The following is a 14,340-nucleotide window of genomic DNA, read 5'->3' as shown; positions in this document are numbered from 1 at the left end:
AAAAATTTAACGGAAAATCTCCTGCAGAGATCTTTATCAACCTGTATGGCGAGGATGTATTGCATTTACTCGGACTCGAACTTATTCCGCCACAGGATATCTGTTTAAAGCGGACTCTTCTCGCCGGTAAATAACGGCTCCTTTTTAATTTCTTGATTGCATTAACTCTGAACTGAAAATTTTGCTTTCAGTTGAGGATCACTTTTGTATGCACTTTTTTCGGACAATTTCCTCGTAACAGCTTTTCATCCCCTTGAATTTGTTCCGTTAGCGCAATCTTGATCGTTATTATGTGTTCGTAATGACTGCTTGCTGCTTTTGTCCTGTCAAAGTAAATGCAACCCCGTCGCATTTACTTTGACGAGGTTGCATTTACTCTGAAAATTTACCTTGTAAAATATCTTCCTGGAGCGCTTTGAAAAACTCCGCCTATTCTATCAGAAAAACACGGTGATCGCATGGAAGATTTTTTCGGTCCCGAAGGGATTCTCAACGCGCACCTTCCGAATTTCGAATATCGCCGGCAGCAGCGCGAACTGGCTGAAAAAATAGAGAATTTTTTGCAGTCGGACCGGCGTCTTCTGGCGGCGGAAGCGCCCACGGGCGTCGGCAAAACCTATGCGATGCTGGTCCCCGCCATGCGGTGGGCCGTGGCGAACAACAGCACCGTGCTGGTGCTCACGTCGGGCATCACGCTGCAGGAACAGCTGATCTACAAGGACATTCCCGCGCTGCTGGACGTGCTGGGGCTCGACCTGCCCTACGGACTGCTCAAAGGCCGCGGCAACTACGCCTGCATCCGCAAGGCCCGCGAGATCGGCGCGGAAGGTTTTCTCGACTTCGGCGGCGATAAGGGGCAGGCTTCGCGCGACATCAGCGGCTGGCTTTACGCCACCGAAACGGGCGACCTGAGCGAGCTGAGCCTGGGCGACACCCATCCGGCCCGCGAGCGCATCGCCTCGTCCTATCTGACCTGTCTCGGTCCTTATTGCCCGCATCACGAGCGCTGTTTCTACAACAAGGTGATGCGCAGCCTGTCGCATTGGCGCGTCATCGTCGCCAACTATCACGTCTATTTCTCCTACGTGCTGGGGCAGCGCAAGCCCTTTCCGGCTCCTTTCGGACTGCTGATCTGCGACGAGGCGCACAAGATGGAGGACGCGGCCCGCGCGGTCACGCAGGTGGGCGTCGACGTGCGCGACTGGCAGCGCCTTTTGCGGCGCGCGCCCCGCCTCGACAAGGTGGAGGCGTCTTTGCTGCGCAGCGTGGACTGCCCGGCCGATCGTTTCGCCGAGGAAGTGGCCGATCTGAGCCGGGTCTCCGAGAGCGTTTTCGATCAGCTCGCCGCGCGGCTGCCCGACGGGAAAAGTTTCACGGCCTATCCGCCGGAGCTGAAAAACGACACGGCCGAGCTGCTGGTCAAATGCGACCGGATCATCGGCCATCTGGACGAACTTCAGGAAGCGGCCGCAGGCGGCGGGCGCGACGCGAACGCTCTGCAGGACGACGGCAGGATCGCCGTCTGGAACGGCGAACTGACGGCGTTCCGCGACTCGCTGCGCTGGTGCTGCGACACGCAGAACTATCCCGAATGGGCCTATTGGCGCGAGGGCGGCAGCCTGAAGAGCTCCTGCGTGAACGGCAGCGACCTGATCCCGCCGGCCTTCGACGGCGACGAGATCAAAGTCATCGCCCTGTCGGCGACGATGACGGTGGATCGTTCTTTCGAATACTGGGCCAATGAAACGGGACTGGCCCCCGACGAGACGGCGGTGCTCGATTCGCCGTTCAATCTGCCTTCGCTGATGGAGATCGACGTCGTCGATCTGGGGCTACAGGTGATGTCGCCGGGCTACGCCGACGCGGTGGCGCGGGTGTGCCGCAAGTACGCGCGCGAAAACGGCGGCGCGACGCTGGTCCTGCTCTCGTCGCGGCGGCTGCTGACGGCCGTTTCCGCGTATCTGAAGATGAACGCTGAAAAGGACCGGCTGAACATCCTCGTGCAGGGCGACCTGCCGCGCACGGAGCTGCTGGAACTGTTCAAGGAAAACGAGCGCAGCGTGCTGGTGGGCATGGCGTCGTTCCGCGAGGGCATCGACGTGCCCGGCGAGGCGCTCACGCAGGTGATCATCGACCGCATCCCCTTTCCCCATCCCGACGATCCCGTCGGCGAGGCGCGCGCCAAGCTGGAAGGCCGCGAAAATTTCGTCAAGGTGGTGCTGCCCGGCGCCAAAATGCAGCTGCGCCAGGCGGCGGGACGGCTGATCCGCACCGGCGCCGACCGGGGGCGCGTGGTGATCCTCGACGGGCGCATCGTGACCCGCCCCGACTGGAAAATCCTGAACAGTCTGCCGGCGGTCCCCGTGAAAAAATACCGCCTGGTCGGCGCTCGTAAATGAATTTGCGTATTTACAACTTCGCCCCGGATGTGATATAGTTCGAGGGCTGAATTAACTATCCAGAAAAGTATTTTCGTGCTGGAGTTCCTAGATGAGGAGGTGTACATCGGATGAAGCAGACTTTTCAGCCTCACGTCAGATCGCGCAAGAGGAGCATGGGATTCCTCGCCCGTTCCCGGTCCCACGGCGGACGCGGCGTGCTCGCCGCGCGTCGTGCCAAAGGCCGCAAGCGCCTGGCCGTCTGATCCGCAAGCCTTGGTCTTCCCATATCCCGCTTCATTACGGCTTAAACAGGGCTGGGAATACGACACACTATTCCGCACCGGCAGTCGTTTAAAAGGCAGGCTGGTGCGGTTGTTGTTTGTTAAGGCGCCCGACGGCAAAACGCGCTTCGCCATGGCGGTCGGCAGAAAGGTCGCCAAGGCGCACCTGCGCAACCGCGGCCGCCGCATGCTCAAAGAATCGCTGCGCCGTCTCCATCCCTGGATGAAAGAGGGCTGGTGGTTCGCCTGCATGCTGAACGAGCAGGGGCTTCGGGCGAAAGCCGACGAGGTGTATGCCGATCTTGGCGCTTTGTTGAAGCGCAGAGGCTTTATGAAAGATGACTGGCCCGGTGCGATCTGGTATCAGTAGGTTCTTCGTCTGGCTCCTGGTGCTGCCGATCCGCGGCTACAAGCGCTGGATCTCGCCGCTGCTGGGCCATCACTGCCGTTTTTATCCCAGCTGTTCAAGTTACGCCGTCGAGGCGCTGAAAGTCCACGGTCCCGTGAAAGGGCTGGCGCTCGCCGTCTGGCGGCTGCTCCGCTGCGGCCCCTGGAGCGAGGGCGGTTTCGATCCGGTGCCGCCGGCGCGGAAAAAAAGCTCCAGGTTCTTTCCGTGGTTCACAAATTTACTGAGAAGGTGACTTGATTTTGTGGAAAGCTCTGAGTGATTATCTCTTTCAGTTTTTGAACTTCCTTTACAGCATGACCGGCAACTGGGGCTGGGCTATCGTCGCCCTGACGGTGATCGTCCGCCTGGCGCTGCATCCGCTGAACGCCAAGCAGATGCGCAGCATGCAGCAGATGCAGCGTCTTCAACCTCGTCTCAAGGTGCTTCAGGAAAAATACGCCAATGACCGCGATACCCTCAGCCGCGAAACGATGGCGCTCTACAAGGAGAACAAGGTCAATCCGGCTTCGGGCTGTCTGCCGCTGATCATCCAGCTGCCGATCCTGATCCTGCTGTTCAACGTGCTGCGCGACGCCAGCGCCCAGTTCGGCGAGTCCACTTTCTGCGGCGTGCCTCTGGCCGGCACGGTGCTCTCCTCGATTGCCAAGGCGGTCGGTTTCAGCGGCGATCCTCTGACGGCCGGCTTCATGGACACGTGCCGCGCCGTCGGCGCCAATCCCGCAGGACTTTCCGCCGTCGGCGTCTGGCTGCCGATCACGTTCCTGTTGCTGTTCATCGTCTTTTTGACCTGGTATCAGCAGAAGCTCAGCGCGCAGGGCAATCCGCAGATGGCGACGATGAACGTCGTCATGCCCATCTTTATGGGGTTCATCTGCCTTTCGATGCCCGGCGGGCTGCTCCTTTACTGGATGCTGTCCTCGCTGTTCGCCGTGATCCAGCAGTGGTTCACGGTGCGCAAGGTGGCCAAAGAGGAGAAGCCCGTCCTGTTCAAGGACAAGCCCCGCGAGGGCGAAGCGCCCGCTCAGAAAGCCGTCTTTACGCGCCGTCCCGTCAAAGAGAACCGCCCGGCTCCCCGGCGCGAGCTCGGGGAAATCCCCTCCGCTGCCGTGCAGAGCGGTGAAGCTTACGATGATTTCAGCGACTTCATCCCCAAACGGCGTAAGTAAAGCCTGACGTCGAAGGAGGTTCCCGCACTATGGAAGAAAACATTCTGAAGACTCAGGACGACGAAGTGCTGGTGCTGGAAGTTTCCTCGGAAGACGAGGCGCGCGACCGCGCCGCGTCTCGTTGGAACATCGCCAGGGAAGATGTGCTCCTCACCGTCGTCGGCGAAGAGAAAAAACTCTTTGGGCTTTTCGGCCGCAAGCTGAAGGTCGAAGCGCGCCGCCCCGCCGCCCCCGCGGCGGGACCGGCGGGACCGGCGGGACCGGCGAAAGCGGCCGAAGCGGACGGCGGATTTGTCGTTTTGCTTGAAAGAGTCCTGAAGGCGGCGGGGCTTGACCTCGAAGTCAACGTCCAGTCCGACGGCTCGGTTAACCTCTCCGGCCCCGACAGCCGCATCCTGCTGGCCGGCCGTCAGGGCGAGGGGCTGAAAGCCCTCGATTACATCGTCAACCTGATGGCCCGCAACGACGGTCCCGTGCCTCACGTGCGCATCGACTGCGAAGGGTTCCGTCGCAAGCGCGAGAAGGATCTGGAGCGCATCGCCATGGACGCCGCCAAGGAAGCCATGAAGACGCGGCGCACCGTGTACCTTCAGCCCATGTCCAGCTGGGAGCGCCGCATCGTCCACCTGACCCTGCGCGAAAGCGCCAACGTGGAAACTCATTCCATCGGCGTCGAGCCCGGCCGCAAAGTGGCCGTCCGCCTGATCAGCGGCGGGCGTCCCGAGCGTCGTTACGAGGACGAGGAGCGGCGCGAACGTCCCGACCGCCAGCGCGGCGAGCGCTCCGGCAGCCGCCGGCCCCGTCGCCGCCGCTCTCACCGTTCGGACGCATCGTCGGGCGGAGCGTCTCAGACGTCCGCGGACGACAACGCAGAGTAACGAAAAAATCCATCCCGATGTCTGAAAACATCGGGATGGATTTTTTCGTTCAAGGGATCGTCCTGTCCGTGCCAATTTGCGGACAGGACGATCTTTTTGTTGCGGGGTGACGGATTATTCGCCGTCGCGGCCGAGTCCCAGATGCTCGGTGAGGAACGCGTCCATGGCGCGGTAGAAGTCGAAGCGGTTTTCCTCGTTGTGGAAGCCGTGGCCTTCGTTGTCCTTGACCATGTACTGCACTTTCACGCCGCGGCGGCGCATGGCCTCGACCATGGCGTCGGACTGCGCCTTGACGACGCGGGGATCGTTGGCGCCCTGGGCGATGAACAGTGGCGCTTTGATTTTGTCGGCGTGGAGCGCGGGCGAGGTGGCTTCGAACTGGGCTTTGTCCTTTTCGGGATGGCCGATGGTTTCGTACATCTGTTCGAGCAGCGGCTTCCAGTATTCGGGGATGGACTGGAAAAGCGTGAAGATGTTGCTGACGCCCACGTAATCGACGCCGCAGGCGTAGAGTTCCGGCGTCTTGATCAGCCCCATCAGCGTCGCGTAGCCGCCGTAGGAGCCGCCGTAAATGGCGATGCGCTTGGGATCGGCGATGCCCTGATCGATCAGCCATGCGACGCCGTCGCTGATGTCGTCCTGCTGTTTCAGTCCCCACTGTTTGAAGCCGGCTTCCCAGAAGGCTTTGCCGTAGCCGGTGGAAACGCGGTAATTGACCTGCAGCACGGCCAGGCCGCGGTTGGCGAGGAGCTGGGCTTCGGTGTCGTAGCCCCAGGTGTCGCGGGCTTCGGGGCCGCCGTGGACGACGACGATCGCGGGCAGATTTTTCGCTTCCACGCCGACGGGCAGCGTCAGGTAACCGTGGATGGTCAGGCCGTCGCGGGCGGCGTAGCTGATCGGTTTCATCTCGGCGAGATGTTCTTCCTTGAGCCACGGGTAGAAATCGGTGACCTGCGTAAAGGCGCCGGGCTGGTCCTTGTCGTAGTAATACAGCCGTCCGGGCACGCGGTCCGAACCGACGGCGACGAACAGGCGTTTTTCGTCTCTCGACATGTCGCTGACGCCGACGCGCAGGCCGGGGAACCGCGCCTGAAGCGCGTTGTAAAAGGCCTCGGCTTCCGTGTCGAAGTAGACGCGGTGCAGCTTGTCGGTGTAGTAGGTGGCTCCGAGCAGTTTTTTGTGCAGGTTGGACCAGATGATGCCGCCGACGCCGGCTTCGCCGTTTTCGTAGATCAGTTTCTGCGTGCCGGCGGCGGGATCGTACTCGAACAGCGCGCCCTTGTCGCGGCCGATGTCGGAAATGATGTAGAGGCGTTTGTTGTCGGCCGTGAAGACCTGGGGCGAGACGCTGTCGCGAAAATCGGTCTCGAACAGCGTTTTCCACGGCGAATCCTCGCTGTCGCGATAAAGCAGTCGCGTCGTGGTGCCCACGTATTCGGTGGCGAGGCGCAGTTTGCCGTCGTGGTCGGTGCCCCAGCCCACGATCGTGCCGGGATTTTCGGCGATCAGTTCGAGCGCGCCGGTGAGCACGTTCAGGCGGTAGACGTCGAAGACGCGGCGGTCGCGTTTGTTCATCTCGATGAGGATGTGCTCGTCGTCCTCCTCGAGCTGGTCGACGATGCCGCTTTTGACGCCGTCGAACGGCGTCATGTCCCTGACGTCGGAGCCGTCCCTGGCGACGGAGTAAATGTGGTGGTTCTCGTCGCCGCCCTTGTCCTGCATGTAGACGAGGCGGTCGTTGCTGACCCAGCCGTAGCCGGCGATGTCGCGCTTGGTGGCGGAGGTGACGCGCGTGCCTTCGCCCGAGCTGAGCGCGTCGACGGCGGCGACGTAGACGTTCATGCGGCCTTTCCAAGGGGCCAGCCAGGCGTAATGGAGCCCGTCCGGCGCGATCGTGAAGCGCGCCTTGTCCGGCAGGCGGAAAAAATCCTCGACGGGGATCAGCGGCGGGCGCTGGGCGGCGCCGGCGCTCGAGGCAAGCGTCAGCAGAGCGGCGATCAGAAGCAGAAATTTCAAAGCGATCAGTCCTTTCGGTAGCGTTGAATTTGGAAAACACCTTTGTAGTTTAGCAGAATCGGCGGGAAAGAACATGGCGAAACGCACAATATGGAATTTTTTGCGGCAGACCGTCGAGGGAATGATTTTGACTTTCGCCTTTCAATCTTTTGCCGCCGAGTGTATAATCAAGGCATAAAATCGCGCTGGAGGTCTTTTCTCCTGTGGCGCAAATCATCCAAGGAGGAATTTTTATGGAACAGCTTCGCAGTCTGAGCGCGCTTCTGGATTACGCCAAGCAGATCACCGCCGCCAAAGGTCCCAAATGCATCGCCGTCGCCAAAGCCGACGATCCCGGCCTGTTCGAGGCCATGGAAGACGCCCGCAAGGCCGGCATCGCCAGGTTCACCCTCACCGGCGAGCGCGCCAAGATCGAGGCCGCCGCAAAGGCCGCCGGCGCCGATCTGGCCGACTACAACGTGATCGAGTGCTCCGCCAGCGAGGCGGAAATGGCGATCAAGGCCGTCACCGAAGTTTCCTCCGGCAAGGCCGACATCTACATGAAGGGGCAGCTGCACACCGCCAACTTCCTGCGCGGCATGCTGAACAAGGAAGTGGGCCTGCGCCGCGGCAAGAACACGATCTCCCACTGCTTCTTCCACCACATCAAGGGCTACGACCATCTGTTCTTCGTCACCGACGCCGCTTTCAACATGTATCCCGACGTGGCCCAGAAGGCCGACATCATCCGCAACGCCGTCCAGCTGGCCCATTCCTTCGGCATCGAGTGCCCCAAGGTCGCCTGTCTGGCCGCGGTCGAGGAAGTCAACCCCGACATGCCCGCCACGCTCGACGCCGCCGCTTTGACGGCCATGAACAACCGCAAGCAGATCAAGGGCTGCATCGTCGACGGCCCCTTCGCCCTCGACAACGCCGTCAGCGAAAAGTCCGCCCAGATCAAGGGCATCGACTCGCCCGTGGCCGGCAAAGCCGACATCCTGCTCGCGCCCAACATCGAGGCCGGCAACGCCCTGTTCAAGGCCATCGTTTATTTCTCCGAGAACGAAACGGCCGGCCTGATCATCGGCGCCGCCGCTCCCATCGTGCTCACCAGCCGCGCCGATTCGCCCCGTACCAAGCTGCTTTCCGTGGCCGCCGCCGTCGTCTTCGCCGACAGCCTCAAAAAGTAATTCCCGCGCGCCCCGCCGCGCTTTCCGAGCCGTTCGACGCCGCGCGTCGGGCGGCTCTTTTGGGATTCGGAACAAAATTTTCTCCGCGCAAGGAGGAACCGATATGATCCGTTTCAACTGCGATTACAGCGAGGGCTGCCATCCTTCTCTTCTCGAAGCCCTGGTCCGCACCAACATGGAGCAGACGCCCGGTTACGGCGAGGACGCGCACTGCGAACGCGCCGCCGCGCTGATCCGAGCCGCCTGCGCCGCGCCGGAGGCGGGCGTGCATTTCCTCGTCGGCGGCACACAGGCCAACTTCGTCATGATCGCCGCGGCGCTGCGCCCGCACCAGGCCGCCGTCTGCGCCGACACCGGGCACATCAACGTGCACGAAAGCGGTGCCGTGGAGGCGACCGGGCACAAGGTGATCGCCGTGCCCGGGACGGACGGCAAGATCTCGGCCGCCCAGGTGCGCGCCGTCGTCGAAAACCATTGGGACGACGCCACCCACGAGCACATGGCCCAGCCCAAGCTGGTCTACGTCTCCAACCCGACCGAGCTGGGCACGATCTACAGCCTGGCCGAGCTGACGGCGCTGCACGATCTGTGCCGCGAAAAGAATCTTTTCCTTTACATGGACGGCGCGCGCCTGGGCTACGGTCTGGCGGCCGCGGGCAACGACCTGACGCTGGCCGACGTCGCCCGCCTGACCGACGCCTTTTACATCGGCGGCACCAAAGTCGGCGCGCTGTTCGGCGAGGCGCTGGTCATCGCCAACGAGGCGCTGAAGGAAGACTTCCGTTACATCGAAAAACAGCGCGGCGCCATGCTTGCCAAGGGACGCCTGCTGGGCGTGCAGTTCGAAACGCTCTTTACGGACGATCTGTACCTGAAAATTTCCCGCCACGCCGTGGGCATGGCCATGCTGATCCGCGACGCCTGCCGCGCCAAGGGCTGGGAATTTTTGATGGAGTCGCCGACGAACCAGCAGTTCCCGATCGTTCCCGTCGAAGCGCTGAAAAAACTCGGCGAGAAGTACGCTTATTCGCCGTGGGCGAAAATCGACGAACGTCGCGAGGCCGTGCGCTTCTGCACCAGCTGGGCGACCAGGGAAGAAGACGTTCGCGCGCTCGCCGCCGACATCGCCGGATCGTAGAGAATTTTGCCGGCACAATGTTCCACGTGGAACACAAAACGCCGCCTCGAAACGATGATCGAGGCGGCGTCTTTTTTGCGATATATCGAAAAAACTTGCGGCTTTTCTAATCGGCGTGCATCCTGTGCCAGCCGGGATCGCCGCGGTGCTGCTGGTCGAGCCGGCCGACCATGCCGTTCCAGATCGCGCGCAGCTCCTCGACGGAACGGCGCACCTTGCGCGCGTATGCGGGGCCGCCGGTGGAGCTGTACGAGGGATCGACCTTGAAGGCGTCGGGGGCGACGTTCTTGTTCGTGCGCAGCGGGGTCAGTTCGGGGTCGCGCAGGACGACGATCTCGGCGATCGCCTGTGCGGCCAGTCTATCGACGTTGTCGAGGATCTGAGAGTCGTCCACGCCTATGGTGCCGAGCGCGTCGGCGCCGGGCAGTTTCGACACGGCGTCCACGGCCTTGTCGTAGAAACTCCTGGCGGCTTTTTGCTGCCGATCCAGCTCCGCGAAGGACTCTTCATATTCTTTCAGCTTGGCGTCGCTGACGGCCATGACGTGATTGTCGATGATGCGGGCGAGGTTGGCGATGCCGCTGCGAGCGCGTTTGCCGTCGACGTTGACGTATTGAGCGAGGCCGGAATAAAGCAGCACGTCGTTGAAAAGATAATTGTTCGGGTACGCGCCGCTGCGGGAGGCACGGCCGGAAATCCCCTGCCCGCCGCGCAGCGATTCCACCATGGAGAGAAAAGCGCGGTAGGCGGCGTTGTACTCTCTAAGCGTCTCGGCGTACTCCGCGTCGTACTTGCGAAACCACTCGAAAGACTCGTGGAGCCGGTTGGCGCGCAGCACGATGCTGTTGGCCATGATGCTGGTGACGAGCTGGTTCATATATTGTGTGAGGCCAGATTTTTTGACGTAAATATCGTAGGCCTCGATGATTTCCTTGACGCGCTGAACGTTCCGGGCCGTGTCGCGGATGGCGGTCCGCTCGTCGAACAATTGCGCGCCGTCGTGTAGACCTGGAAATTCCTGAGGGCGAATTCCATGGAGGGGTCTTTGAAGACCGTGCCGACGGCCAGCGGACGGCGGATATCGTGCATCTGCTCCAGCAAATCCATCGCGACTTTCAGGTTCGGTCCCTCGGGACTGATTTCCGGCACCGGGAGCCGAGGCGGATCCTGATCGGCCTCGGGCGCCGCCGCGGCCAGCGCGGCGGTCCTTGCCTCTTTCATGATAAAGTCACTCTCTTGCAATAAAAATTTAAAATCAATCCCTTGTGTTCATTACATCAGGCGCAAAGATTTCCACAATCGCCGCGGGGGGACGTTTTCGCCGTTGAAAATATCATAACCGTTTCGTGATGTCCGCGCCTCACCCGAAGAGGTGATTCCACGGCGGCGTTGCCGACGACCCGGTGGACCTGGCGCCCGGAGCGCGCTCTGATGCCGGCGTCTGGTCCGGGAGCTTCTTCTTGCCTCTGCTCCGGGGCGGCATCGGGGCCTGTGGACTTTTCTCCGTCGGCGGGGGCTCTCCGTCCTTCGCGCATTTTCCGCTCAAGCAGACGGCTGAACTGGGGTTCCCTGACGAACAGTTCGGCGTCGGCGCCGTCGAGGCCGGTCATGGTGATATTGAAGACGCCGAAAGCGTCCATCGCGTCGACGGTCTCTTCGGCGGCGCGGCGTCGTTCGTCGTCCATGTCCGGCGAACCGAACCGGTCGATCAGTTTTTTCAGCTCGGTCCTGAGGGCGGGGAGATCCAAACTGAAGGCGAAATAGCCGGGCTTGTCCAGCGCGTTCCGGATGTCGTCGGCCGGCGAGGGCGTCCGTTCCAGTTCGGCGCTGTCCTGAAAAGCGGCGATGAAGCCCCGCGGCGACGAAGCGGCGTAGCCGGAAAAGAGCAGATTGTTCGACAGGCGCAGTCCTTTCCACTGTCCTTGGGCGAACGGCTCGGTCTTGGCGGCGGCGCGGGATTCAGTCTGCTTTTGGAGAAGCCCCAACAGCAGATCGCAGACGCGCCGGTTGGCGCCGCTCAGATGGATGTAAAAACCGGGATAAGACCCCAGCAGCCCGCTGGATCTCCCTGATACGGCGATGGTGATGCGGCCGCGCAGCGCTTCCGCCAGATCGCTCATGGTCAGACCGAAATTTTCCAGCGCGGGGAGCAGCTTCTGGCGCAGCGATCTGTCCAGAGCGTCTTCGCTGGGCAGCAGTTTTTCAACGCTCAGCAGCGCCAGCAGCGGTCCGCCGCCGACAAGAAACGGCTTTTCCTGAACGGGAGGGAGCACGTATCCCGGACGAGTAACGGCGCTGCCATTGGCGGCTTCGAACGCCCCGGTCCCGCTTGCGTTGCTCCACAGCCGGGCGCGCAGCGAACGCTCGGTGTCGCTGATGCCCACTTCGAACGCAAAAGGAGCCTTAAGGAACCTGCCGGGCAGGTTTCTCTGTCCGAACAGGAGCGGCAGCTGCGACGGCGGCACGAAAAAGGCAAATCCTATGGGCGCCGGCGCGTGCTTCGGCTCCAGCGGCTCGGTATCCGGCACGGCGGCCATCGTTTCGAGCAGGGTGGAATCGTCCGAAGCGCCGACGATGAAGCGCTGCCCGCCGCGCGTCAGCAGCGCGATATAGACGGGCGACTCCGTGGAACCGGCCACCGCCAACGTCTCAAGCGTGGTCCCCGGAGGCGCCGCGTTCAGATGAAGAGGAAAGGTTTCGCTCCCGAAGGGCAGCTGAAATCCGTCGTCCAGTTCGACGGCGAAAACTCCCGCGCCGACGCTCCGCGCGCCGACGTCGTAGCGCCACCGGCCTTCGACGCTGCCGGCGTGCAGGACCAGTTCGCGGAAATCGGGGTCTTCGTCCAGTTCCATGGCGGCGGCCGCCGCTTTGCTGAAAATCCGTTCCAGCGGCCTTGCTCCGTCGTTGAAAAGCGCTTTCACGTTCTCGCAGCTCATGGAGAGCCGGCTTTCTTCCTTGAAAAAAGGCGAAACCAGCTGCGCCGTGGTCACCGCCCCGGCGGGAACGGCTCACAGCGCGGCGGCGAGAAGCAGCGGCGTTGTTCGGTACGATATGAAAGACATGCGATCGCTCCTTTTATGGCAGATAGTCAACACGAATAGGATGGATTCAATATAATGAAAATGTTTTCCGAAATCAAGCGCATTTTTGAAAACGCCGCGCCGCGTATTTTTGACGGGACCATGGCGCTGTGGTAAAATGTCACGCTATCCGGCGAGGCGTTCCCTTTCGGAAAAGTCTCGCGGGCGGCTCTCCGCGAACGGGCGGCCGCTGATTTTTATCATCCTTTAAGGAAGAGTCGATCGAGATGTCGTTACTGGATATTGTCGGCCCGGTGATGATCGGGCCGTCCTCGAGCCATACCGCCGGCGCCGTCAGGATCGGCATGCTGGCGCGGCGTCTCTGGGGATGGGAGCGTCCGCTGCACGCGGCTAAACTGTTCCTGCGCGGTTCCTTCGCCGCCACTTATTGGGGGCACGGCACCGACCGCGGGCTGGTGGCCGGCCTGCTGCGCATGCGGCCCGACGATCTGCGCATTCCCAGATCGTTTGAGGTCGCCCGCGCGGAAGGGCTGGATTTTTCTTTCGACACGGAAGAGATCGACGGCGCGCATCCCAATTCCGTGCGCGTCGTCATGTCGGACGGCGCGGAACAGTGCGAGGTCGTCGGCGCTTCCATCGGCGGCGGCGCCGTGGAACTGCGCGCCGTCGACGGTTTCCCCATGGTCGTGCCGTTCGATCAGCCGGCGCTGATCGTCATGCACCGTGACCAGCCGGGCGTCGTCTCCGCCATCACCGGCGAATTTTTCCGCCTGGGGCTGAACGTGGCGCGCATGGAGATGGAACGCCGCGTGCGCGGCGGCATGGCCGTTTTCGTGTTCGTCCTCGACGGCGCCGTTCCCGCCGATCTGGACGAGCGGATCCGGACGATCGTTCCCGCCTGCCGGCGCGTGATCCTGCTGAAAAGCGCCGAGGAAGGAGCGTCCGCATGAGATCCCTTGAAGAATTGGTCGTCCGCGCCGGCGAGCGCGGCTCGCTGCCGGAAGCCGTCCTCGCCATGGACGCCGAAGAGCAGATGATCGACGCAGCCGCGCTGCGTTCGCGTCTGCGCGCGCGCCTCGAGGTGCTGCGCGAAACGGTCGCCGCGGCGCTGGCCGGGCGCTGGCAGCCGAAGCTGATCGGCGACGACAAGGACAAATACGCGGCTTTGCGGCGCGCCCCGATGTCGGGCGAATTGGTCTGGCGCGCCAGCGAGATCGCCGTGGCGCTGGGCACCTGCAACGCCTCGATGGGGCGCATCGTCGCCGCGCCGACGGCCGGCAGCTGCGGCATTCTGCCGGGACTGCTCTTTGCCTGGCAGGAAACGCGGCATGGCGGCGACGAAAAACTTCTGGAAGGGCTGATTGTCGCCGCGGCGGTGGGCGAGATCGTCTCCCAGCGCGCCACGCTGGCGGGCGCTTCCGGCGGCTGTCAGGCCGAGTGCGGCGCGGCGGCCGCCATGGGTGCGGCCGCGCTCTGCCACATGGAAGGCGGCTCGCCGGAAGCCTGCGCCCACGCCGTGGCGCTGGCGTTCAAGTCGATCCTCGGGCTGGCCTGCGATCCCGTGGCGGGACTGGTGGAATCGCCCTGCGTCAAGCGCAACGGCACGCTCGTTTCCATCGGCGCGATTGCCGCCGACATGGCGCTGGCGGGGATCCGCTCGATCATCCCGCCCGACGAGGTGATCGACGCCATGGGCGACGTCGGCCGCGCTCTGCCGCCCTCGCTGCGGGAAACGGCCCGCGGCGGCTGCGCGCTGACGCCCACGGGCAAGGCGCTGACGAAGAGGCTGAACGAGAACCGCGCGGAAGCGGGAGCGGCTCTCGCCTGAAACGCTCGGAAAGAATCCAGTTCCCCGGGCGAA

Annotated in this window: 14 protein-coding genes; 10 read left to right on the top strand and 4 right to left on the bottom strand. The window is 62.6% G+C overall.

Annotated elements, in window-relative coordinates:
* Nucleotides 1–458 precede the first annotated feature (458 nt).
* The 6 genes from B0D78_RS02695 (at nucleotide 459) to B0D78_RS02670 (ending at nucleotide 5,115) form a co-directional block, all read left to right on the top strand.
* Nucleotides 459–2,399 (top strand): ATP-dependent DNA helicase, encoded by a 1,941-nt coding sequence (locus B0D78_RS02695; protein WP_078015441.1) that lies wholly within the window; start codon nucleotides 459–461, stop codon nucleotides 2,397–2,399.
* 110 nt (nucleotides 2,400–2,509) lie between these two features.
* The gene (gene rpmH, locus B0D78_RS02690; RefSeq protein ID WP_078015440.1) at nucleotides 2,510–2,644 is read left to right on the top strand and encodes a 50S ribosomal protein L34; all 135 of its coding nucleotides are present in this window, start codon (nucleotides 2,510–2,512) and stop codon (nucleotides 2,642–2,644) included.
* Nucleotides 2,613–3,032 carry a ribonuclease P protein component gene (locus B0D78_RS02685; RefSeq protein ID WP_240496100.1) on the top strand — a complete coding sequence of 140 codons (420 nt, stop codon included), beginning with the start codon at nucleotides 2,613–2,615 and terminating at the stop codon, nucleotides 3,030–3,032. Before rpmH ends, B0D78_RS02685 begins: the two co-directional genes overlap by 32 nt.
* Entirely contained in the window at nucleotides 3,013–3,303 is a 291-nt protein-coding gene (gene yidD, locus B0D78_RS02680; RefSeq protein ID WP_317539322.1) for a membrane protein insertion efficiency factor YidD, read from the top strand. Before B0D78_RS02685 ends, yidD begins: the two co-directional genes overlap by 20 nt.
* 43 nt (nucleotides 3,304–3,346) lie before the next feature.
* Nucleotides 3,347–4,237: a YidC/Oxa1 family membrane protein insertase gene (locus B0D78_RS02675; protein WP_342418072.1), complete on the top strand. Its 891-nt coding sequence runs from the start codon at nucleotides 3,347–3,349 to the stop codon at nucleotides 4,235–4,237.
* 29 nt (nucleotides 4,238–4,266) lie between these two features.
* Nucleotides 4,267–5,115 carry a Jag family protein gene (locus tag B0D78_RS02670; RefSeq protein ID WP_078015437.1) on the top strand — a complete coding sequence of 283 codons (849 nt, stop codon included), beginning with the start codon at nucleotides 4,267–4,269 and terminating at the stop codon, nucleotides 5,113–5,115.
* 114 nt (nucleotides 5,116–5,229) lie between these two features.
* Here the strand turns inward: B0D78_RS02670 and B0D78_RS02665 are convergent, their stop codons facing one another.
* Complete coding sequence (locus B0D78_RS02665; RefSeq protein ID WP_240496099.1) at nucleotides 5,230–7,131, bottom strand: S9 family peptidase; 1,902 nt, start codon at nucleotides 7,129–7,131, stop codon at nucleotides 5,230–5,232.
* A 233-nt stretch (nucleotides 7,132–7,364) separates the two neighbouring features.
* Between B0D78_RS02665 and B0D78_RS02660 the strand changes: the two genes are divergently transcribed.
* Together B0D78_RS02660 and B0D78_RS02655 are read left to right on the top strand one after the other, a co-directional pair.
* Nucleotides 7,365–8,300, top strand: coding sequence for a bifunctional enoyl-CoA hydratase/phosphate acetyltransferase (locus B0D78_RS02660; protein ID WP_078015436.1), 936 nt, complete (start codon nucleotides 7,365–7,367; stop codon nucleotides 8,298–8,300).
* A gap of 103 nt (nucleotides 8,301–8,403) precedes the next feature.
* Entirely contained in the window at nucleotides 8,404–9,438 is a 1,035-nt protein-coding gene (locus B0D78_RS02655; RefSeq protein ID WP_078015435.1) for a threonine aldolase family protein, read from the top strand.
* 106 nt (nucleotides 9,439–9,544) lie between these two features.
* On the opposite strand, the gene B0D78_RS02650 is transcribed toward B0D78_RS02655, so the two are convergent.
* Genes B0D78_RS02650 through B0D78_RS02645 form a run of 3 tightly spaced genes read right to left on the bottom strand, consistent with a single transcriptional unit; the run spans nucleotide 9,545 to nucleotide 12,374 of the window.
* Nucleotides 9,545–10,315, bottom strand: coding sequence for a hypothetical protein (locus B0D78_RS02650; RefSeq protein ID WP_168169971.1), 771 nt, complete (start codon nucleotides 10,313–10,315; stop codon nucleotides 9,545–9,547).
* Nucleotides 10,312–10,659: a hypothetical protein gene (locus B0D78_RS12730; RefSeq protein WP_168169970.1), complete on the bottom strand. Its 348-nt coding sequence runs from the start codon at nucleotides 10,657–10,659 to the stop codon at nucleotides 10,312–10,314. Before B0D78_RS12730 ends, B0D78_RS02650 begins: the two co-directional genes overlap by 4 nt.
* A gap of 56 nt (nucleotides 10,660–10,715) precedes the next feature.
* Nucleotides 10,716–12,374: a hypothetical protein gene (locus B0D78_RS02645; RefSeq protein ID WP_143521701.1), complete on the bottom strand. Its 1,659-nt coding sequence runs from the start codon at nucleotides 12,372–12,374 to the stop codon at nucleotides 10,716–10,718.
* Nucleotides 12,375–12,745: 371 nt separating this feature from the next.
* Between B0D78_RS02645 and sdaAB the strand changes: the two genes are divergently transcribed.
* Both sdaAB and sdaAA read left to right on the top strand, forming a co-directional pair.
* Nucleotides 12,746–13,429 carry an L-serine ammonia-lyase, iron-sulfur-dependent subunit beta gene (sdaAB, locus tag B0D78_RS02640; RefSeq protein ID WP_078015432.1) on the top strand — a complete coding sequence of 228 codons (684 nt, stop codon included), beginning with the start codon at nucleotides 12,746–12,748 and terminating at the stop codon, nucleotides 13,427–13,429.
* Nucleotides 13,426–14,307 carry an L-serine ammonia-lyase, iron-sulfur-dependent, subunit alpha gene (gene sdaAA, locus B0D78_RS02635; protein ID WP_078015431.1) on the top strand — a complete coding sequence of 294 codons (882 nt, stop codon included), beginning with the start codon at nucleotides 13,426–13,428 and terminating at the stop codon, nucleotides 14,305–14,307. The genes sdaAB and sdaAA overlap by 4 nt, the downstream gene beginning before the upstream one ends.
* The last annotated feature ends 33 nt before the right edge of the window (nucleotides 14,308–14,340 follow it).

Source organism: Pyramidobacter sp. C12-8, assembly GCF_002007215.1.
In the GTDB taxonomy this organism is placed as follows: Bacteria; Synergistota; Synergistia; order Synergistales; family Dethiosulfovibrionaceae; genus Pyramidobacter.
Note: the sequence above shows the minus strand (reverse complement) of the source record. Positions and strands in the feature narration are given on the sequence as shown.